Raw genomic sequence first — 21,176 nt, forward strand, 5'->3', positions numbered from 1 at the left:
AGACTCCATACATGGGAGCAATCATGAGCGCCGCACCCGAGTCCAAGCTCGCGCAGCAGCGGTACCGGTGGCCTATCCCGCCCGAGGGCGGCTGGACAGCGGACGATCTAGACCGGATTCCGGGCCTCCCGCCCCACACCGAGCTGATCGACGGGAGTCTCGTTTTCATGAGCCCGCAGACCGCTTTTCATGGGCGTGCCATGCGTTTGTTCGAGAACGCTCTGCTGGATCAGGCGCCGGATCACCTGGACGTCCTGCGTGAGATGACGATCAAGCTGGACCAGAGGAATCGGCCGGAGCCGGATGTCCTGGTGTTTCCTGTGGAGGCGAATACGGGCTTCCGCCAGACCTGGTTCAGACCCGAGGACGTCGTTCTCGCCGTCGAGGTCGTTTCGGACGACTCCGTGGAGCGCGACCGCGAGGTCAAGCCCCGGAAATACGCCGCTGCCGGGGTCCGGCACTTCTGGCGGGTGGAGGCGTCCGACGAGGGCCTGCCCGTCGTGTACGTCTACGAGCTCGACCCGGCGCTCAAGACGTACGTGGCCACCGGCATCCACCACGACAAGCTCAGTCTGACAGTCCCCTTCCCCATCGAGATCGACCTCACCGCGATCAACCGGCGTCGCCCGTAGAAGGTCGGCGGCCGCGCCCGCATCACTCGCTCCCACGGTTACCGCAGCGGCTACTGCGGGGCTTCGGCCTCGGCTGCCGCGTGCCGAGCGACCGCCCTGTTCCCGAATCGGTGCGTGATCGCTCTGGTCACCTGCGGCAACCGGCGGTAACTTCCGGTTCCGTACGCCCTGGGAGTCCGGAGGAGCCGCCATGCCCGAGCCCGCACCGATACCTGTGGAACAACTGCAGTTCGCGCTGCCGCCCGTCCATCAATCGGTCGACGAGGAACGCGCGTACCGCAAGGAGCGGCTGGCCGGGGCGCTGCGGCTGTTCGGCGCGTACGGGTACGAGGACGGCGTGTCCGGTCACCTCACCGCGCGGGACCCGGAGTTCGCCGACTGCTTCTGGGTCAACCCCTTCGGGGCACCCTTCGACGGGCTCGCGCCGGACGAACTGATCCTGGTCAACGGGGACGGGCAGGTCGTCGAAGGGCGGTACCACGTCAATCAGGCGGCGTTCGCCGTCCACGCACAGGTGCACCGGGCCCGTCCGGACGTCGTCGCCGTCGCGCACACCCACTCCGTGCACGGGCGGGCTCTCTCCGCGCTCGGCGAGCTCATCGAACCGATCACCCAGGAATCCTGCGCTTTTTACGAGGATCATGTCCTGTACGACGCGTACACGGGCGTCGTGGTCGACGAGGAGGAAGGGCGCCGGATCGCCGCCGCGCTCGGCGGGCACAAGGCGATCGTGCTGCGCAACCACGGGCTGCTGACCGTCGGCGACTCGGTGGACGCGGCCGCCTGGTGGTTCATCGCGCTGGAACGCTCCTGCCAGGTGCAACTGGCCGCGCGGGCGGCCGGGAAGCCGGTGCTGATCGAGCACCGGGACGCCGTCGCCACCCGTGAGCAGCTCGGCAGCGACCTGGTGGCCTGGATCAATTACCAGCCGCTGTGGCGCCGGATCAGTCGCACATTCTGACGATCCACGCCGACGGGCCGCCCCGATGCGGCCCGTAGCCCTCCCGTACGGCACAATTCGCAGCAATCACAGCCGAGTTGGCTGTACCGGGGCTTGAAAGGGCGGCGTTCTCCGTGGCGTTGGACGAGGCGAGGGCGAGCGGCACGCACAGCGGCGGCTGCACGTGCGGCGACTGCCCGCACGGGGCACGCGAGGGCCACCGGCGCGCGGTGGCCGCCTTCCTGGTCAAACGGGACGAATTCGCCGCGGGCCAGGGGCTGCCGCCCGGGGTCGCGCAGTCCGCCTCCGCGACCCGCCAGTGGGTCTCGGACGAGCTGACCCAGTCGGCCAGGACCGTGGCCGAACGGGGCCGGGAGGCGGGCGACGCCTGGCTGTACCGGGTGTGGCGGCGCACCCTGATCGCGGTGTGGGGGAGCGTCGCCGTGCTGGTCGTCGCCGAGGCCACCACCGCCATCGGTGCGGGCTGGACCAACGCCCGTACGGCGGGGCTCGTCGCCGGGCTCGTCACCGCGGGCCTGCTGACCGCCGCCGCCCACGTCCACCGGGCCCGCGGCGGCCTGTTCGCCCCGGTGATCGGCGAGGACAACCGGCTCTCCACCTCCCGGGCCGTCGCCGCGTCCTGGGTGCTGATCGCCGTCTTCTCCGTCCTCGTGCTGGCGCTCCAGCTGGCCGGCGCCTCCGGCCATGCCGAGCGCGACGAACTGATCGAGGGGCTGGAGCTGTCCCGGGGCGCCGGGGTGGTGACCGTGCTGGCGCTGGTGTGTGCCGTCGCCGTGGTCGTACGCCGGGTGGTGACCGTACGCACCCTGTCCGGGCGGCTGCAGAAGCTGCGGGCCGACCGGCCGCGCGCCGCGGATCTGCTCACCGACGACTCGGGGCGGGGCAGCTTCACGGATGTGCAGTACGTGCTCGTGAGCACCGTCGCCGTGCTGTTCGCCGCGGTCCGGCTGGCCCGGCGGCCCGAGCAGCTGCCCGATCTGCCCTGGGGGCTCGCGCTGCTGGTCACCGTCTCGGCGCTCGCGTACTTCGCCGGGAAGTACGCGGAGGGCGGGCGTCCGGTGGTGCTCTCCGTGGTCCGGTCCCGGGAGGCCGGGGATCTGGACGCGCCGATCCGTACCGGCGACGACATCGAGATCCGGGGTGCGGGCTTCGTGCCGCCCGGCGCCGGGGCGCCGGACCGGCTGGCCCGCATGGTCGTGCGGATCGGCCGGGTCCATGTGCATGTGCCGCTGGTCCCGGTCGCCGGTGGCTTCGCCAACCCGGCCGACGGCGTGCTCACCGTGCCCGTACCGGTGGAGGTGGAACCGGGGCTGGTGGAGGTGCAGGTCGTGACCGCCGCCGGGGTCGAGACGAACAAGGTCGAGATCGATGTGACGGACTGACGGCAGGAGACGGCCCCGCCGGGCGGGCGGACACCGGCCGATGAACACCGGCGGTTGGACCGATTGGCCGGTCGGACGGCCGATGAATACCGGCCGATCGGGCGTCCCACCGGGCGAACAGTGCGTTCACCGCGTACGTATGGTCTGGTGACGGATCTACGGAAGGCGGGCAGCCGCGTGCAAAGCCAAATGCAGGGGTACGACACGACCGTACGCGGTCTGGGCGAGCCGAGAGGGCTCAAGGAGCTGGCACGGGAGCATGCCCTGCTGCCCCTGCGGATCTTTCTCGGTGTCACCTTCATCTACGCCGGGCTCGACAAACTGACGGACAGTTCCTTCTTCCGTGCGAGCGGCGCCGGCTCCATCGGCGAGACGATGCACGCGGTGCGCGACTCGTCCGCGATCCCGGCCCTCGTCGACCTCGCGCTGAAGAACCCCGGCACCTTCGGGTACGCCATCGCCATCGGCGAACTCCTCGTCGGCATCGGCACCCTCATCGGGCTCCGGGCGCGTCTCGCAGCGCTCGGCGGGGCACTGATCGCGCTGAGCCTGTGGCTGACGGTGAGCTGGCAGGTCGAGCCGTACTACTTCGGCAACGACCTCGCCTACCTCATGGCCTGGCTGCCGCTGCTGCTCGGCGGGGCCGCGGCGTTCTCCGTGGACGCCCTCCTCGCGTCCCGACGGCGCCGGATCAGGTAGTTCACCCAGGTCGCGGTGGCGGCCAGCCAGAGGCCGCCGAAGAACAGCGGGAAGAAGAACACCCACGGGGCGTTCCAGGACCCCGCCGCGTCCGCCGCGTAGCCCGCCGCCAGCGCGAGCATGACCACGCCCGCCACCGCCCGTCCCGGACGGATCTCATGACGCAGCACGGGTGACCTCCACTTGTCCGACACCGACTTCGAGAGTGAGCTCGACCGTGCCGGCCGGTTTGCTCCCCGGGGGCGGCGGCAGCGTCCTGTGCTCGTTCTGCGAAGGATTGACGTCCACCTCGCGCACACTGCCGGCCGGTGCGCCGTTCGGCCGGCTGAGCGGCAGCGTGATGTCGCCGAGGCTCGCCCGCGCGTCCACCTTCACCGTCACCGCCTTCGGTACGACGACGACCGCGCGGCCCGCCCCGACACTGACCTCCGTACGGACGGTGTCGCCCGGCGGAACCGTGATCTCCGTGAGATCCAGCCGCGCCACCCCGGTGCCCAGTCCGTAGTGCGGCCGGATCGCCGCCACCGAGGCCGGCCGCCAGCCCTCACGCACCCACTGGGTGGTGATGTTCTTGGGCAGCGTGGAAGCGCCCGCCAGCAGGGCCGCCGTGATCATCGACAGCATGACCGTGCCGAACCCGGTCCGTCCGAGGAACGCGCTGACCAGCATGGACAGCCCGAACACCGCGAGCGCACCGGCCAGACCGAACTGCAGACTCGTGCCGAGGGGGTGGGAGCCCCAGCTCAGCCCCGTGCCCAGCCCGCCCGCGATCAGTGCGAACAGGAACGCGAGACCGCCGATCGAGACCGGTCCCGTGGTGCCGGGCTCCCACCGGGGCGCGCGGAACGGGTCCTGCGGCGGCGCCCAGCGGGGCCGTACCGCCCGGTCGGCGGGCGCCGTGTCGGCCGGACCCCACAGATAGCCGGGGCCCACCGGACCCGAGGTGCCGTCCTTGATGATCGGGTCCCGCCACCACGACGGGCTGCCCGGCCTGGGCGGGGCCTTCACCTCGGGCGGCGCGTCCGCCACCGCCTGCGCGGTCGCCGGATGCAGCGGGTTCTCGGGCGCCGCGGTCCTGCGGTTCTGCGTCCAGACGGCGAAGCCGACGACCGCGAGCGTCAGCATCGCGGAGAACGCCAGCGTGCCGCCGTTGCCCAGCATCGAGAGGAACAGCCCGCAGCCGATCAGCGCGAGGAGCACCGCGATCAGCGGCGCCCCTTCGACGCGACCGGACAGCAGCCGGCGCGCCTCGTTCTCGTCCGCCCCCTCCAGGGGGATCAGCAGCCAGGCGAAGCCGTAGAAGATCAGCCCGATGCCGCCGGTGACGGACAGCACACCGAGCACGATCCGGAAGATCACCGGATCGACGTCGCAGTACCGGCCGAGCCCGCCGCACACCCCGGCCACGACCTTCTGCCGCGAGCTGCGCCGCAGGTGAGGTCCCGGGGCCTGGGGCGGTGCGACACCGGGGGAGGCGTCCTGGGGAACGGTCATGGCTCCATGGTGACGGGCCGGGCGCCCGTCCGGGACCCGCGCCGACCCTGGCCGATCCCTGATATTGGCCCGCGGGACCCCTGGGGTATTGGCCCGCGGGACCCCCGGGGTATTGGTCCGCGCCCCCTGGGGGAAACGTTCGCGTCCCCTGGGCCGAGCTCTCAGGGTCGAGTCCGGGGCGGACCCTGATGCCGTCGCCGGTACGGGCATGTGACCATCGGGTCATGCCAGCCGCCACGCCCCGAGCCGCCGCGAGCTCCCCCGGAACCGACCCGGAGGAACCGCCGCTGCGCAAGCTGTACCGCAGCGCCGACGGACGGATGCTCGGCGGCGTCGCGCGCGGACTGGCCGGGCATCTCGGGCTGCCCGTCGTCTGGGTACGGTTCGTCTTCCTCGGCCTGTTCTTCGCGGACGGCCTCGGCGCGCTGCTCTACGCCGTGTTCTGGATCGTCGTCCCGCTCGGTGTCGGTGGCGTGGAGGCGCAGCGCTCCGTCTTCGAGACCGCCCCGGACGGCAGACGCCGGCTCCGTAAACCCGACAGGGGCCAGATCTTCGCCCTCATCGCGCTGTTCATCGGCGCCATGATCTTCGTCGGCAACGTCGACATGGGCAGCGGCGCCGACCGCTACATCTGGCCCGCGCTGCTGATCGGCGCCGGTTCCGTGCTGGTGTGGCGGCAGGCCGACAACGCCCGGCGGGCCCGCTGGATGGAGGTCGGCAGCCGCCGCCGGGTCCTGCACCTGGCCCGGGCGCTGGCCGGGGTCGCTCTGGTCGGCCTGGGCCTGGCCGTCTTCATGGTGGTACGCGGCTCCGCGGCCCAGCTCGGCAACGTCCTCACCGCCGCGATCGCCGTCCTCACCGGCATCGCGCTGCTGGCCGGCCCCTACCTCGTCCGCATGACCCAGGACCTCTCCGAGGAACGCACGATGCGCATCCGGGCCCAGGAGCGCGCCGAGGTCGCCGCCCACGTCCATGACTCGGTGCTGCACACCCTCACCCTGATCCAGCGCAACGCGGAGGACGCGGGCGAGGTCCGCAGGCTGGCCCGCGCCCAGGAACGCGAACTGCGCAACTGGCTGTACAACCCCGAGGGCACCGGCAAGGACGAGGACGACGAACCCGAGACCCTCGCCGAGGCGGTCAAACGCGCCGCCGCCGAGGTCGAGGACAAGCACGGCGTCCCGCTGGAGGTCGTCGTCGTCGGCGACTGCCCGCTGGACGAGAAACTGGCCGCGCAGATGCAGGCCGCGCGCGAGGCGATGGTCAACGCCGCCAAGTACGGTGGCGAGGGCGGCGCCGTGCAGGTCTACGCCGAGGTCGAGGGACGCACGGTCTTCGTCTCGGTACGCGACCGGGGCCCGGGTTTCGATCCGGATTCCGTACCGGGGGACAGAATGGGCGTACGAGAATCAATCATCGGCCGGATGCAGCGCAACGGCGGTACGGCGCGGCTGCGTTCGGTGCCCGGCGGGGGCACGGAAGTCGAGCTGGAGATGGAGAGGGCGAGCGATGACGGAGACCACTGAGGCGACCGGGGGCCCGGAGCGCCGGGTACGGGTCGTGCTCGTCGACGACCACCGGATGTTCCGCACCGGCGTCCAGGCCGAGATCGGCCGCACCGAGGAGACCGGCGTCGAGGTGATCGGCGAGGCCGCCGACGTCGACCAGGCGGTCAACGTCATCACGGCGACCCGCCCCGAGGTCGTCCTCCTCGACGTCCACCTGCCGGGCGGCGGCGGCGTCGAGGTACTGCGCCGCTGCGCCCCGCTGATGGGCGCCGTGGAGAACCCGGTGCGGTTCCTGGCGCTGTCCGTCTCGGACGCCGCCGAGGACGTCATCGGCGTCATCCGCGGCGGCGCCCGCGGCTACGTCACCAAGACGATCACCGGCACCGACCTGGTCGACTCGGTCTTCCGGGTCCAGGACGGCGACGCGGTGTTCTCGCCCCGGCTGGCCGGCTTCGTCCTCGACGCCTTCGCCTCCACGGACGCGCCGCCGGTCGACGAGGACCTGGACCGGCTGACACAGCGCGAGCGCGAGGTGCTGCGGCTGATCGCCCGCGGCTACGCGTACAAGGAGATCGCCAAGCAGCTGTTCATCTCGGTGAAGACGGTCGAGTCGCACGTCTCGGCGGTGCTGCGCAAGCTCCAGCTGTCCAACCGGCACGAGCTGACCCGGTGGGCGACGGCGCGACGGCTGGTCTGAGCCGACGGGCTGCGGGCACGTCAGGCCGGGTCGAGCGAGATGTTCAGTTTCTCGCCGACCCGGCGGTAGCCGATGCCGGCGTAGATCCGCTCCACATCGGCGTCGCCCGGCTCCAGCCACACCACCCGGCAGCCCCGCTCGAAGGCGGTCGCGGTCAGGTGGGCACAGAGCGCCGCGCCGATGCCGCGGCGCCGGAAGGTGTCGGCGACGGCGAGGCCGGCCAGTTCGCCGAGGCCGTCGACCGGGACGGAGCAGCCGCCCGCACCCGCCGGGACGCCGTCGACCGTGGCGAGGGCGGCGACCCCGCCGCCCCCGGCCGCCGCGCGCAGCCAGGCCGCCTGCCCGTCCTCGGGCGCGCCCGTCCCGCCGTATCCGAGGTGCTGGACGAGCGCGGCGGCGTCGAACTCCGCGCCGGTGACCGGCTCGGCGATCACGAGGGCGTCCACCGGCTTCGGCGGCACCAGGTCGCCCGGGGCACAGGCCAGGATCGGGGCCCGGTTCTCGACAGCGAACCCGGCGGCGAGCAGGGCCGGTTCGACAGCGGGAGCCCAGCCGGGCAGAAACTCCAGCCGAGGCAGCCGCTCGCGCTCGCGGAACGCCGCGATCAGGGCGTCGAGGTCCTCGGCCGTCGGCTCGGCGTCCTGGTCGGGTATCGCGTAATTGGCGTACTTGATCGACCAGTTCGGGTTGTACCGCACGGTGAACGGGCCGATCCGCAGATGGTCGGGGGAGCGCAGGGCGAGCGTACGGGCGTGGGTCTGGACCTCGATGTCCATGGGCATGTGCGGGTGTCCTCCTGCCGATCGGCCGGGAGCCGGGAGCCGGGAGCCGGGAGCCGGGAGCCTATGCCACCCGGGTCGCTCCGGCGAAGGGCATTTGGTCGATGGGCGCGATCCGGACCGGCGCTCCCGGGCGCGGGGCGTGGATCATCTGGCCGTTGCCGATATAGAGCCCGACGTGGCTGATGCCCGAGTAGAAGAACACCAGGTCGCCCGGGGCCAGTTCGGAGCGCGAGATGTGCTGACCGGCGTTGATCTGGGTGTACGTGGTCCGGGGCAGCGAGACGCCGGCGGAGCGCCAGGCGGCCTGGGTGAGCCCGGAGCAGTCGAACGAGGACGGGCCGGTCGCGCCCCAGACGTACGGCTTGCCGAGCGCCCCGAACGCGAACGCGACGGCCTCGGCGGCGCGGGAGTTGGGGGCCAGCACGGGGCCGCGCGCGGTGCCGCGGTCGGCGTGCCCGGCGGAACGCACGCCGTCCGAGCCCTCGTAGGCGGCGCGCTCGGCCGGGGACAGGGTGGTGAGGAGTCGTTGCGCGTCGGCCAGTTTGGCCCTGATCGTCGCCTTGTGCTTCTTCAGTTCGGCCTGGCGCGCAGCCAGCGCCGCCAGCTTGTCCTTGGCCTGCGAGCGCAGCTGGGCGATCCGGGCGCCCTGCCGCTCCACCTCGTCGACCTCGGCGGCCTGGCGGTCGCCGATCCGGTCCACGTACGACGCGCGCTCCAGGTACTGGTCGGGGTCGGAGGAGAGCGCCAGCTGTACGGACGGGTTGAGGCCGCCGGTGCGGTACTGCGCGGCGGCGAGCGAACCCAGTGCGTTGCGCGAGGCGTTGAGGCGCTCGGTCCTGCGGGCGGCCTCGTCGCGCAGGGTGTCGACGGCATCGGCGGCGGCGGTCGCCTTCCCCTTCGCGCCGTTGTACTGCTCGGTGGCGACCTCCGCGTCGTGGTAGAGCCGGTCCACCTCGGCCTTGATTCGGGCGGGGGTTCGCTGAGGGTCGGCGTGCGCCGAACCCGGTAGCACGGCAGCGGTGGCGGCCCCGGCGAAGGCCAGGGTGGCCGCGGTGCGGGCAGCAGAGCCGGTGTACGGGCGCTGCTTGGGTTTCCGGTGCGCTGCCACGGGGGCGTGCGTCCTTCCTGGCGACTGCCCGTCGGGGACTACCGGCGGGCCCGCCGGAGGTCCGGCGGCGGGTCACCAACAGGAGAGCGGCCCGCCGCCGGATCTCGGCGGGGTGACCGGTGTGCCGTCCGGGTGCGGAGCGGCGGTGAAGACGGTCACCTGCTCAGGGACGCTAAACCCGGGGCACGGGGAAGAGTCGTAATGACGCCTATTGCCTCATTTTGGCGCGGCACTGTCTCTGCTTGATCGGAAAAATGACAACAGAGTCAGGCAATTGGTACAGACACGAGTGAAGCGGAAGGAAGCCGCACCTGCCCGCGGAGTGGTGATATGGGCGGAGCTAGGCTGCGGTCTCATGGACGTACTCATTCATGTCTTCGTCGCCCTGCACATCATCGGTATCGCCGCTCTGCTGGGCGGCTTCCTGACCCAGATGAAGGCGATGGGCGCGGGCACGGCCCGGTTCGTCCCGGCGATGCTGCACGGCGCCCTGACGATGCTGGTCACCGGTGTCGCACTAGTCGGGCTCAACCAGGCCGACGACAACCCCGTGAACAACATCAAGATCGGGATCAAGCTGCTGCTCCTGGTCGTCATCCTCGCGCTGGTCTACATCAAGCGGGACGAGGAGCAGGTCGACAAGGGCGCCTTCGCGGCCGTGGGCGGGCTGACGCTCGCCAACATCTTCATCGCCACGCTCTGGACCTGAGAGCCGAGGCCGGAGAGCCGGAGGCGGGCCGGCCGGGGGCGTGCCCCGGCAGCTACTGGCCCGCGCCCCGGCGCATACCGGCCCGCGCCCCGGCCGATGGTCACGCGAACTGCTACGCCGGTCGCACGCTGCCGTAGATCGGCATGTAGTAGATCGACTCCTCGCGCACATTCGCCCCGGGCTTCGGCGCGTGGATCATCATCCCGTCGCCCTTGTAGATGCCGACGTGGCTGATGTCGTCGTAGAAGAAGACGAGGTCGCCCGGGCGCAGATCCGCCGTCGCGACCCGGGTGCCTGTTTTCACCTGGTCCCAGGTGGTGCGCGGGATGTCGACACCCGCGGCCTTCCAGGCGGCCTGGGTGAGCCCGGAGCAGTCGTACGAGGACGGGCCGGTCGCGCCCCAGACGTACGGCTTGCCGATCTGGGCGCGGGCGAAGGCGAGGACCTTCTCCGCCTCGGTGGTGGCGCTGCTGTCCGAGCCGGTGCCGGTGCCCGTGCCGGTGCCCGTGCCGGTGCCCGTACCAGTACCGGTGCCGGAATCCGCTTCCTTCGCGGCCTCCGCGGCCTCCGCGGCCTTGCGGTCTGCCTCCGCCTTGGCGGCGGCCTGCCGCTCGGCCAGTTCCTGCGCCTTGCGCCGGGCCTCCGCCTTCTTCTTCCGCTCCAGCTCCGCGAGCCGCGCCTTCTCCTCGGCGGTCAGCTTCGACAACAACGCGCGCGCCTCGCCCAGCTTCTTCTGGACGTCCTGCTTGCTGGTGCGCAGCGTGGTCTGCGTCGTGGTCAGCGTCTCCAGGCTCTGCACCGCTTCGGCACGCTTCTTCGCCGCCTTGGTCTGCTGCGTACGGAAGTCAGTGATCGCCCTCTGCTGCCGGCTGGTCATCCGGTCCATCAGCTGGTTCTGGTCGAAGTACGACTGCGGGTCGTCGGCCAGGAAGAAAGTGGCGCTCGGTGTGATGGTGCCGCTGCGGTACTGCGCGGTTGCGTACGTGCCCAGCGTCCTGCGGGCCTCGTTGAGCTGGTCGGCGTGCTTGGCGACATCATCCAGCAGGGCGTCGGCCCTGGTGCGCTGGGTGGCGACGGCTTCCTTCGCCTGGTTGTACTGCTGGGTCGCGGTGCCCGCCTGCCGGTAGAGGTCGTCGACCTTCTTCTGGACGTCCTCGATGCCGGGCTTCGGAGCGGGGGCGGCCATCGCGCTCTGCGTGGAGAGCAGGGTCACGGACGCCAGTGCCGCCGTCGTGAGCCCGACGGCCGGTGAGGTGGTGCGCATCCGGGTGCGCGGTTTGCGATGCGACGCCAAGGCCGGCATCTCCTTCCGTGGACCGCCTACCGGGTTAGCTGTCGGGTTCGGGCGGAACGGAAGGCTGCCCTACGGTCCGCGTGGGGACAAGGACCGATTCACCCCGGTGCTGCGTGTGGGTCCCCGGTTCCGAACTCCCGCGAGGGCAGCCCGGATTCGGCGTGGGCGCCCGCTCGGCGTGGTTCGCCTCAGGGGGTACGGGCCGCCCGGACGAGCACGCTAGCCAACCCATGGTGCTGCTGTGAAGGTTGATGTTCGATATGCCCGATACATTTTCGTGACCTTGGCGAAGCGGGGCGGCGGGCGCGGGCGGGGGCCCGGAATTCCTCACCGTGCGTGGCTGTCCACTCTCCTTGCGTGCCCGGCAGGGGGATGGGGCCGCTCATGCGGTCCGGGTCCGGTTCGGCATGCGGCCGTCGTGTGTCGGTGCGGCGGCCTAGACTCGACAAGCGATGAGCAGCCTCTTTGACGACAGCTTCCTGGCCGGCCTCCAGCACTCGGAGGAAGAGCCCCCGCCGCCCCCCGAGGACTCCGCACCCGAAGCGGTGCCGGAGGACCTCTTCGCGGGCGTATTCGACGGGCCCCCGCCGCCCAGGGAGGCGTACTACCGCGACGGCGCGCACCGCCCCGTCATCGACCCCGCGGCGCTCCTCGACGGGCTGAACACCGAGCAGCGCGCCGCCGTGGTCCACGCGGGCTCGCCGCTGCTCATCGTCGCCGGGGCGGGCTCCGGCAAGACGCGGGTGCTGACCCACCGGATCGCCCACCTCCTCGCCGAGCGCGGCGTGCACCCCGGCCAGATCCTGGCGATCACCTTCACCAACAAGGCCGCGGGCGAGATGAAGGAGCGCGTCGAGCAGCTCGTCGGACCGCGTGCCAACGCCATGTGGGTCATGACCTTCCACAGCGCGTGCGTACGCATCCTGCGCCGCGAGTCGAAGAAGCTCGGCTTCACGTCATCGTTCTCGATCTACGACGCCGCCGACTCCAAGCGGCTGATGGCCCTGGTCTGCCGCGATCTCGACCTCGACCCGAAGCGCTTCCCGCCGAAGTCGTTCACGGCCAAGGTCTCCAACCTGAAGAACGAGCTGATCGACGAGGAGACCTTCGCCGGTCAGGCCGCCGACGGGTTCGAGAAGACCCTCGCGCAGGCCTACGCCATGTACCAGTCCCGGCTGCGCGAGGCCAACGCGCTGGACTTCGACGACATCATCATGACGACGGTCCACCTGCTCCAGGCGTTCCCCGACGTCGCCGAGCACTACCGCCGTCGCTTCCGGCACGTCCTCGTCGACGAGTACCAGGACACCAACCACGCCCAGTACACCCTCGTACGCGAACTGGTCGGCCCGGCCGGCGAGGCCGACGCCCCCGCCGAGCTGTGCGTCGTCGGTGACGCGGACCAGTCGATCTACGCCTTCCGCGGCGCGACCATCCGCAACATCCTCCAGTTCGAGGAGGACTACCCGGACGCGACCACGATCCTGCTGGAACAGAACTACCGCTCCACGCAGACGATCCTGTCCGCCGCCAACGCCGTCATCGAACGCAACGAGAGCCGCCGCCCCAAGAACCTCTGGACGAACGCCGGCACCGGCGCCCGCATCACCGGCTATGTCGCCGACACCGAGCACGACGAGGCGCAGTTCGTCGCAGACGAGATCGACCGGCTGACCGACGCGGGCGACGCCAAGGCAGGCGACGTCGCGGTCTTCTACCGTACGAACGCGCAGTCCCGGGTCTTCGAAGAGATCTTCATCCGCGTCGGCCTGCCCTACAAGGTCGTCGGCGGCGTGCGCTTCTACGAGCGCAAGGAGGTCCGGGACGTCCTGGCCTACCTCCGGGTCCTCGCCAACCCCGAGGACACCGTCCCGCTGCGCCGCATCCTCAACGTGCCCAAGCGCGGCATCGGCGACCGCGCCGAGGCGATGATCGACGCGCTGTCGATGCGCGAGAAGATCACCTTCCCGCAGGCGCTGCGCCGGGTCGACGAGGCGTACGGCATGGCGGCCCGGTCGGCCAATGCCGTCAAGCGGTTCAACACGCTGATGGAGGAGCTGCGCACGATCGTCGAGTCCGGCGCGGGCCCGGCGGTGGTCCTGGAGGCCGTCCTGGAGCGGACCGGCTATCTCGCCGAGCTCCAGGCGTCCACCGACCCGCAGGACGAGACCCGCATCGAGAACCTTCAGGAACTCGCCGCCGTCGCCCTCGAATTCGAGCAGGAGCGGGGAGAGGCCGGCGAGGAGGGCGCGGGCACCCTCGCCGAGTTCCTGGAGAGGGTCGCGCTCGTCGCCGATTCCGACCAGATCCCCGACGAGGACGAGGACGGCTCCGGCGTCATCACGCTGATGACGCTGCACACCGCGAAGGGCCTCGAATTCCCGGTGGTCTTCCTGACCGGCATGGAGGACGGCGTCTTCCCGCACATGCGGGCGCTCGGCCAGGTCAAGGAGCTGGAGGAGGAGCGGCGGCTCGCGTACGTGGGCATCACCCGGGCCCGCGAGCGGCTCTATCTGACCCGGGCGGCGATGCGCAGTGCGTGGGGGCAGCCCTCGTACAACCCGCCGTCGCGGTTCCTGGAGGAGATCCCGGACCAGCACCTGGAGTGGAAGCGGACCGGGCCGATGGCGGCCCCGGCCGGACCGACGTCGGGGATCACCTCGTCGCTGTCGTCGTCCCGTTCGCGCTCCGGCCCCTCGGGCTTCGCGACCCGGCGGACCTCGGACAAGCCGACGATCACGCTGACCGTAGGGGACCGGGTCACGCACGACCAGTTCGGGCTCGGCACGGTGACGGCCGTCGAGGGTTTCGGCGACCAGGCGAAGGCGACGGTCGACTTCGGGGACGAGCGGCCGAAGAAGCTGCTGCTGCGGTACGCGCCGGTCGAGAAGCTGTAGGCCGGGCGGAAGGGCGGACGAACAGGCGGCCGGGGCTGTTGCTCCGGCCGCCGTCGGGTGTGCACGGTGCGCTCTGCGCGGTGGCTCAGCTCGGGTCGACGCCGTGGCTGCGGAGCCAGGGGAGTGGGTTTATCGCCGCACCGCCACCGGGCCGCACCTCGAAGTGCAAGTGCGGGCCGGTCGAGTTCCCGGAGTTGCCGGAGTACGCGATGACGTCACCGGCCTTGACCGTGCCCGAGCGGATCCTGGTGCCGCTGAGGTGGCAGTACCAGGTCTCGGTCCCGTCGGCCATGGTGACGATGGCCATGCTCCCGTAGGCGCTGTTCCACTGGGTGCGTACGGTGCCGTCGGTCGCGGCCATCACGGGCGTGCCGTACGAGACGGGGAAGTCGATGCCCGTGTGCACGGACATCCAGTTGACGCCCGCCTGGCCGAAGTACGCGCTGAGGCCGTGCTGCGCGACGGGCATCACGTACTTGGGGCGCAACGCCTCCTTGCGGGCGGCCTCTTCCTCGCGCTTCTTCTTCTCGGCGGCCTGCCGCTCCCTCAGATCGATGCGTTCCTGGGTACGGCTGACGCGGTCGCCGAAGTTCTCGGCGTCGGCGCGGAGGTTGGCGAGCTGGGTGTCCAGCTTGTTGTTGGCGGCGACCGCCTTGACCGAACCGGGGTCGGAGGCCGCCATCGTGGTCGTGCTGTCGTCCTTCTTGTCCTCGCCGCCCAGTCCGCCGACGGAGGCCGCGGCGATACCGGCCACGCTCATCACGCAGGCGGAGGGAACGGCGACGGTGAGGAGCGCGGAACGCTTCGCGGGAGAACGCCGCCGACTGCGACCGCCGGCGCCGCGGGTGGCGGGGCGGCCGAGGGGGCGGTGGGCATCGGGGGCGGCGTCGGCCGTGTCGCGGTTCTCGGCGGCGGTCTTGTCCTCGTCGCCGGCTTCGATGGCTGCGGCGGATTCTGCGGCTTCGGTGCCGGCTTCCTGCCCGTCGGTGTCGAAGTCCGTCTGGGGGAGGCTGAACTCAGCGGTGCGGTGGGCCTCGTACGGGTCGTACGGGTCGTACGGGTCGTACGGGTCGTACGGCAGGTGTGCGTCGTACGCCTCGTGTGTCACCGGCGCCTCGTGCAACACCTGTGCGGATTGTGTGGTTTGCACGGTTTGCTCTTGGTGCTCGGGCGTGGCGCCGGTGTTCCAGGCGGTGGCGTCGTACGCGCCGGTGTCGTAGACGGCCGTGCCGGTCGTCACCCACTGGCCGGTCTGGTGCCAGCCGTTGGTCTCCCACTGGCCCGTTACGTCCGGGGCGCCGCCCTGTGCCGGTATGTCGGCGAAGGTGGCGGTGGCGGTGGGTGCCCAGGTGGTCGCGGTGTCGTACACCGGGCCTGCGGCGTACTGCTGCTGCTCGGGCTGTGCCGCGTACGAGGCGTAGGCGTCGTACGAGGTGGTCGGGTGCGCGCCCGTGTCCCACTGCGTGGAGTCGTACTGGCCGCTGTATCCGGATCCGGCCTGCCCGGTGGCGTAGGCGGTGTCGTAACCGCTGTCGTACGTGCCGTCGTAATGACCGGGGAGGGAGCCGAAGAGCGGATCGCTGTCGAAGCTGCCGGTGGCTTGGCTGTCGTATCCGGCGAACCCGGCGTGGGGGTGCTGGTCGTTCACCAACTTCTCTCTCGCCTCGGCAGCAGGACCTGTGTGCTGGGGTCCGGTGGGGGAATTCCGAATCCCAGGGGGAGTAGTGGCCGCGACTGTACCCGGCGGTACGCGACGTCGACAATCTTCGACGGGTTCGAGCGGCTCAGGAAACGGGCAATCGGCCGCCTTTCGACGGACTGTCTACACAGCCTTGGCCCTATGTTCGAAACCCGTTCTATTCGCCTCCGGCTCAGGCAGCTCCTCCGGTCCCGGAATCTCCCTCGGCTCCGGACGTTCCTGCGGTGCCGGTCGCCGATTCGCCGGATTCCAGCGCCTGCCGGACCGCGGTGGCGACGGTCGGGTGGACCGGGAGCGCGAGATGGCCGATCCCGCTGACGCGTACGTTCAGTGCGTCGAGATCCGGATGGTCGATGCAGGCCGCCTCGGCTGGGACGATCACCCGGTCCAGCTCGCTCCAGAAGCTCACGAACCGGGTGCGGCAGCCGGGGGCCGGCCTGCGCAGCTCCTCGATCGGCGCGGAGCCCGTACGCATCTGGCGCACGATGGGGTGAGCGCTGGCGAGCGGGGCGACGGCCGTGCCCCCGTGCGGCGTGCCTAGCGTGACCAGGGTGCGGACCCGCTGGTCACCGCCCAGCCGCTGCACGTAGTAGCGGGCGATCAGGCCGCCGAGGCTGTGCCCGACGATGTCGACCTCGTGGTGTCCGGTGCGGGCGCAGATCTCCTCGACGTGCCGCCCGAGCAGCTCGGCCGCCGTACGGATGTCGCAGGTCAGCGGCGAGTAGTTGAGCGACTCCAGATGGCGCCGGCCGTGCCGGGCGAGGGTGCGGCGGAGCAGGACGAAGACCGAACGGTTGTCGATGAAGCCGTGCAGGAGCACGACGGGCGGCCGCTCGTTGCCCTCGGCGGGGAGGGCGGACGTCCCGGCGGGCGCGGTGCCGGTGGGTGGTCCGGCCGGGCGTGGCGTGGGCCGCCGCTCCCCGGCGATGCCGGTGGGGTACAGGAGTACGTGCCCGGTAAGCACCACCAGCTCGAGCACGGTGGCCTTGAGCAGTGCGGATGACAGCCGGGTGCTGCACGGAAACGGCTGGTGCGGCAGTCGCGGGGGGAAAGGCAGGACCTGCATGGCCGACCTCCTGCTTCGGCAAGCGGGGAGGCGGCTCCGGTCCCGATGCCGACAGGCCCGGCGGTCCGGACCACCGTGCCGCGCGGCTGGCGGCGCGGTGGTCCGGCGACCTCGTAGCGGCTCCCCTGGCGGCCGGTCCCACACGGCAGGTGTGCCGCATCGAAGGGAACGGCGCCCGGTGAACATGTCCCACGTGTGATTTCCCCCTCCCCATCCACCGCGAAACGGCGGGTTGCGGGATGCTGTCGATAACGTTCGTTCACATCCCCGGCCCTTCAGGCACGGGAGACGCATGTGGAGGCAGTGATGGGTGTGACCGGTCCGATCCGTGTGGTGGTGGCCAAGCCGGGCCTGGACGGCCATGATCGCGGGGCCAAGGTGATCGCGCGGGCGCTGCGTGACGCCGGTATGGAGGTCATCTACACCGGGCTTCACCAGACGCCCGAGCAGATCGTGGACACCGCGATTCAGGAGGATGCCGACGCGATCGGCCTCTCGATCCTCTCCGGTGCGCACAACACGCTCTTCGCCAAGGTGATCGAGCTCTTGAAGGAGCGCGAGGCGGAGGACATCAAGGTCTTCGGCGGCGGCATCATTCCGGAGGCGGACATCGCACCGCTGAAGGACCAGGGCGTCGCGGCGATCTTCACCCCGGGTGCGACGACGGCGTCGATCGTCGACTGGGTCAACGCAAACGTCCGCCACCCCGCGGAAGCCTGACACTCACCACCCGGGCGACCGGCGGCCCGGGCCGCCGGGCCGGGCACCGGCCCTGGCACCGGCCTTGGCGGGCCCGGCCCTGGCACCGGCCCTGCCGGGTGCGGCTCCCCGACCCGGCTGCCCGGCCTGGCTGCTCGGCGCACCGGCCTGGCCCACCCGGGCCTGGACCACTGACCCTGGCGTGTGCCGGGGGCGGCTGTGCGGGGGCGGCTGTGCGGGGACGGCCGCACGGGGTGCCTGTGTGGGAGTGGCCGTGCGGGGGCGGTCGGCCGGTGCCGCGTGCCTCAGCCCGGTATCAGTTCCAGGTCCATCGCCGCGCGCAGTCGCAGTGTGGAGACCAGTCGTTGGAAGGCCTCCGACCAGTAGCCGTTCGCGCCCGGTGAGGCGTTTTCCGGTTCGTCCGGGGTGGTGGTGAGGACCTCCAGGCGGTCCGCCTCGGCCGGGTTCAGACAGCGTTCTGCCAGGCCCATCACGCCGCTGAAGCTCCAGGGGTAGCTGCCCGCGTCCCGGGCGATGTCCAGGGCGTCGACGACCGAGCGGCCGAGCGGCTCGGACCAGGGCGTCGGGCAGACCCCGAGCAGCTGGAACGCCTCCGACAGCCCGTGCGCCGCGATGAAATCGGCCACCCATTCGCCCCGTTCGGCCGCGGGAAGTATGGCGAGGAGCTTCGACCGCTCGGCGAGCGATGCCGTGCCGGGGCCGTTCGACGGAGGGACGGAGGGGGCGCCGAGCAGTGCGCGGGCCCACTCCGGATCCCGCTGGCGCACCGCTGCCCGGCACCAGGCTGCGTGCAGTTCCTCGGCCCAGCCGTCGGCCACCGGCAGGGCGACGATCTCCTGCGCGGTGCGCCCGCCGAACCGCGCCGGCCAGGTGCCGAGCGGGGTCGCCTCCACCAACTGGCCGAACCACCAGGACCGTTCGCCCCGCCCGGACGGCGGCACTGCCACCACGCCGTCCCGTTCCATCGCGGCGTCGCATTCGTGCGGGGCCTCCACGGCGACGGAGACGTCGTCGTCCGCGAGGTCCGGGCTCACACAGGACATCGCGCGGACCGCCATCCGTCCGGCGAACGCCGACTCCGGCAGCGCGGACAGCAGTTCGGCAGCCGTCGAGCGGACATTGCGGCTGCGGTCGGAGAGGGCCTGTTCCAGGAAGGTCTCGTCCACGGCGGACAGCCCCGTGCGCAGGGAGTCGAGGAACATCAGCCGGTCTTCGGCACGCTCGGTGGACCATGTGGTGGCGAGCAGCGCGAGCGCCTGCGCGGGATCGTGCGCCCGTACCGCCCCGAGCAGGGCGACCCGCTCGGCGAACAGACCCTCCTCCCACAGCCGGGCGACCGCTTCCGAATCCGTGACGTCGGGCAGCAACGAGCCGCCGGAGGAGCCGCGCAGCGCGAACTTCCACTCGGGGTTCAGCCCGGCCAGCCACAGCCCGCGCGGCCCGGCGAAGGCCAGGGCCTGCGGCCGCAGATCGGTACGGGATCTGGCCGCGTCGAGCAGGGGCGGGAGCAGCGCGGCCGGGGCCCGGAAGCCGTACTGATTGGCGATGACCAGCCACTGCGGGATCAGTTCCGTGAGATCGGGGGCCGTACCGCGCCGGCCACCCGAGCCGCCCGCTGCCGACCGGTCCGCGAGCAACTGGGCCAGTCTGCGCCGCGCGGCCGTGGGCAGCGGCGGCCTCGGGTCGGCGGGCGCCGGCTCGGGCCGGGGGGCGACGGGGGCGGGCAGCAGCCCCGCTCTGCGCCGCACGGTGTGGAGCGCCGCCGCGTCCAGCAGTCCGGCCGGTCCGTCGTTTCCCTCCGCCGGTCGGCGGTCGGTGCCGAGAAGCGCCGTAGTGACGAGCTCTTCCCACGGCGTGGGTGTGATGGTGCGAGGCATTGGTCCCCCTTAGGACTACGAACCTTTCGGTCTGCGAACCTTTCGGTCTACGAACCTTTCGGCCTACGAACCTTTCGGTCTACGACCCCTTTGGACTTCGACCCCTTCGAACCCCTTGAGTCCTCCGAACGAGCCCTTCGAATCCTTCAAATCCTTTGAACCCGGCGTCAGATGAGCCGCACGGTCTCGGAAGCAGTATCGGCGCCGCTGATATCCGCACTGCCTGCGGCGTCGTCCCCGTTCGTGGACCAGGCCGCGAGCGGGTCGAAACCGCGGTGGCCGCATTCGCCGAAGACCGTGACCGGAGAGCCGCCGGAGAGCGCGACGAGTTTCCAAAGCCCGGGCCGGGACAGGGCCGACGGAGCGAGGGGCAGGGCCGTCTCGCCCGCCGCATCGACCAGTTGCCAGCCGTCCCCGGACGGCACGGGTATGACCTCGTGCAGCGTCACCGGCCAGGTGTCGAGCCACGGGTCGTCCCGCAGGGCCTCCCCGTACGCGGCGAGCGCGGTAGCCACCGAGCCACCCCGAGGTGGCGTGCTTGCCGGGGACGGGACACCGAACTGCCGGCCCAGCTCCGCCCGTAGCCGGCCCATGCCCGGATAGGGCGTGATCTCGGCGTCGATCGTGACACCCACTGGCAGTGCCTGCCCGGGGGAGCGCCCGGCAGCCCCGAAGGAGAGCAGGAGCGCCGCGCGGCCCGATTCCCTGCCGTGGAGCCAGATCCGACGCGTGACGATCTTGCCGTCCGTGGTGTCGTACTGCGCGAGGACCAGCCACTTGTCGCGGATCGGTGGGCCCTCGGCGGAGGCGGTCAGCCCCACCCGGGTACGCACCGTGGCCGCCAACGACTCCGGCAGTCGGCCGATTCCCAGCCAGGCGCTGTCCAGCAGATGCAGCAGCGCGCACTCCTCCAGCAGCCGTACCGGCCAGCCCGGTCCGGACGCGGGTATGGCCCCCAATTCCCTTACCCGGGCGGCCAGTCCGGGCGCCTGGGCATCGACCATACGGGCCGCCGTCTCCTCCCACAGCCCGTATCCCGATTGATCGGCCGCCGCCAGGCCGCCGCGCAGCAGGTCCGTCAGCCGCTGCTCGAGTTCCTGTGCTCCGCCGGTGATCCGCTCGGCCCGGCGCTCGGCGCGACGTCGGGCGGCCTCCGGGTCGGCCGGGCCCGTGGCCGACCCGGAGGGCGCCGCCGGTCCGCTTTTCCCCTCCTTCTCCGCCGCACGCTTGCGACGGCCCGTCAGCCACTCACCGGCCCAGTCCGGAACATCGCCCGTGGGCAGGGCCGATTCGCCGGACGCCCAGACCAGCAGCAGGCCCAGCGCGTGCTTGCACGGGAACTTCCTGCTGGGGCAACTGCACTTGTACGCAGGGCCGGTGGTGTCGATCACCGTTTGATACGGCTTGCTTCCGCTTCCCTTGCACAGCCCCCACACCGCCCCCGAATCGTCACATCCACCGCCCGACCAAGGTCCGGTCGAACCGAGCTTGCTCCCCGCCTTGCGTGATGCCTCGTCAGGAGCCAGGGCCAGGACCTGCTCCACCGTCCAGCGCGCCGCCGGGTCGGCGGTGCGCAAGGGTTCTCCCCCGTGAGATAGCAGCATGGGAACGACGGTAGAACCCGCCACTGACAATCGGCCTGACCTGCTGA

17 protein-coding genes and 1 riboswitch are annotated in these 21,176 nt (G+C 71.4%); of the genes, 9 read left to right on the forward strand and 8 right to left on the reverse strand.

Going from position 1 to position 21,176, the window contains the following annotated elements:
* Positions 1–23: 23 nt before the first annotated feature.
* From OH735_RS22785 to OH735_RS22800, 4 genes are all read left to right on the forward strand, one after another.
* On the forward strand, positions 24–632 hold the full coding sequence (locus OH735_RS22785; RefSeq protein WP_406383357.1) for a Uma2 family endonuclease: 609 nt from the start codon (positions 24–26) through the stop codon (positions 630–632).
* 190 nt (positions 633–822) lie between these two features.
* Positions 823–1,593 carry a class II aldolase/adducin family protein gene (locus OH735_RS22790; protein ID WP_406383358.1) on the forward strand — a complete coding sequence of 257 codons (771 nt, stop codon included), beginning with the start codon at positions 823–825 and terminating at the stop codon, positions 1,591–1,593.
* Positions 1,594–1,706: 113 nt separating this feature from the next.
* Positions 1,707–2,975, forward strand: coding sequence for a hypothetical protein (locus OH735_RS22795; RefSeq protein WP_406383359.1), 1,269 nt, complete (start codon positions 1,707–1,709; stop codon positions 2,973–2,975).
* A gap of 189 nt (positions 2,976–3,164) precedes the next feature.
* Positions 3,165–3,674 carry a DoxX family protein gene (locus OH735_RS22800; RefSeq protein WP_406386689.1) on the forward strand — a complete coding sequence of 170 codons (510 nt, stop codon included), beginning with the start codon at positions 3,165–3,167 and terminating at the stop codon, positions 3,672–3,674.
* A 156-nt stretch (positions 3,675–3,830) separates the two neighbouring features.
* On the opposite strand, the gene OH735_RS22805 is transcribed toward OH735_RS22800, so the two are convergent.
* A complete protein-coding gene (locus OH735_RS22805; protein WP_406383360.1) occupies positions 3,831–5,168 on the reverse strand; it encodes a PspC domain-containing protein in 1,338 nt (445 codons plus the stop codon).
* A gap of 224 nt (positions 5,169–5,392) precedes the next feature.
* Here OH735_RS22805 and OH735_RS22810 point away from each other — a divergent pair, with 224 nt between their 5' ends.
* Positions 5,393–6,694, forward strand: coding sequence for a PspC domain-containing protein (locus tag OH735_RS22810; RefSeq protein WP_406383362.1), 1,302 nt, complete (start codon positions 5,393–5,395; stop codon positions 6,692–6,694).
* Positions 6,678–7,373: a LuxR C-terminal-related transcriptional regulator gene (locus tag OH735_RS22815; RefSeq protein WP_406383363.1), complete on the forward strand. Its 696-nt coding sequence runs from the start codon at positions 6,678–6,680 to the stop codon at positions 7,371–7,373. Before OH735_RS22810 ends, OH735_RS22815 begins: the two co-directional genes overlap by 17 nt.
* A 20-nt stretch (positions 7,374–7,393) precedes the next feature.
* Here the strand turns inward: OH735_RS22815 and OH735_RS22820 are convergent, their stop codons facing one another.
* Both OH735_RS22820 and OH735_RS22825 read right to left on the reverse strand, forming a co-directional pair.
* On the reverse strand, positions 7,394–8,155 hold the full coding sequence (locus tag OH735_RS22820; protein ID WP_406383365.1) for a GNAT family N-acetyltransferase: 762 nt from the start codon (positions 8,153–8,155) through the stop codon (positions 7,394–7,396).
* A gap of 61 nt (positions 8,156–8,216) precedes the next feature.
* Positions 8,217–9,263: a C40 family peptidase gene (locus OH735_RS22825; protein WP_406383366.1), complete on the reverse strand. Its 1,047-nt coding sequence runs from the start codon at positions 9,261–9,263 to the stop codon at positions 8,217–8,219.
* A gap of 355 nt (positions 9,264–9,618) precedes the next feature.
* Between OH735_RS22825 and OH735_RS22830 the strand changes: the two genes are divergently transcribed.
* Entirely contained in the window at positions 9,619–9,972 is a 354-nt protein-coding gene (locus OH735_RS22830) for a hypothetical protein (RefSeq protein WP_406383367.1), read from the forward strand.
* Between the two features lie 112 nt (positions 9,973–10,084).
* Here OH735_RS22830 and OH735_RS22835 read toward each other — a convergent pair whose 3' ends face one another.
* Positions 10,085–11,275 carry an NlpC/P60 family protein gene (locus OH735_RS22835; protein ID WP_406383368.1) on the reverse strand — a complete coding sequence of 397 codons (1,191 nt, stop codon included), beginning with the start codon at positions 11,273–11,275 and terminating at the stop codon, positions 10,085–10,087.
* Positions 11,274–11,438: riboswitch (cyclic di-AMP (ydaO/yuaA leader) on the reverse strand. Its footprint overlaps the gene before it by 2 nt.
* 280 nt (positions 11,439–11,718) lie before the next feature.
* Between OH735_RS22835 and pcrA the strand changes: the two genes are divergently transcribed.
* The gene (gene pcrA, locus OH735_RS22840; protein WP_266748041.1) at positions 11,719–14,163 is read left to right on the forward strand and encodes a DNA helicase PcrA; all 2,445 of its coding nucleotides are present in this window, start codon (positions 11,719–11,721) and stop codon (positions 14,161–14,163) included.
* 85 nt (positions 14,164–14,248) lie between these two features.
* On the opposite strand, the gene OH735_RS22845 is transcribed toward pcrA, so the two are convergent.
* Together OH735_RS22845 and OH735_RS22850 are read right to left on the reverse strand one after the other, a co-directional pair.
* A complete protein-coding gene (locus tag OH735_RS22845) occupies positions 14,249–15,811 on the reverse strand; it encodes a M23 family metallopeptidase (RefSeq protein WP_406383369.1) in 1,563 nt (520 codons plus the stop codon).
* A gap of 223 nt (positions 15,812–16,034) precedes the next feature.
* Complete coding sequence (locus OH735_RS22850; protein WP_406383370.1) at positions 16,035–16,928, reverse strand: esterase/lipase family protein; 894 nt, start codon at positions 16,926–16,928, stop codon at positions 16,035–16,037.
* Between the two features lie 306 nt (positions 16,929–17,234).
* Here OH735_RS22850 and OH735_RS22855 point away from each other — a divergent pair, with 306 nt between their 5' ends.
* The gene (locus OH735_RS22855; RefSeq protein WP_384457612.1) at positions 17,235–17,648 is read left to right on the forward strand and encodes a cobalamin B12-binding domain-containing protein; all 414 of its coding nucleotides are present in this window, start codon (positions 17,235–17,237) and stop codon (positions 17,646–17,648) included.
* 284 nt (positions 17,649–17,932) lie between these two features.
* On the opposite strand, the gene OH735_RS22860 is transcribed toward OH735_RS22855, so the two are convergent.
* Both OH735_RS22860 and OH735_RS22865 read right to left on the reverse strand, forming a co-directional pair.
* Positions 17,933–19,525, reverse strand: a complete 1,593-nt coding sequence (locus tag OH735_RS22860; protein ID WP_406383371.1) for a DUF5691 domain-containing protein — start codon at positions 19,523–19,525, stop codon at positions 17,933–17,935.
* Between the two features lie 167 nt (positions 19,526–19,692).
* Positions 19,693–21,129: an SWIM zinc finger family protein gene (locus tag OH735_RS22865; RefSeq protein ID WP_406383372.1), complete on the reverse strand. Its 1,437-nt coding sequence runs from the start codon at positions 21,127–21,129 to the stop codon at positions 19,693–19,695.
* Positions 21,130–21,176: the final 47 nt, after the last annotated feature.

Origin of the sequence: Streptomyces sp. NBC_01618, assembly GCF_045209435.1 — a bacterium.
Taxonomy (GTDB): Bacteria; Actinomycetota; Actinomycetes; order Streptomycetales; family Streptomycetaceae; genus Streptomyces.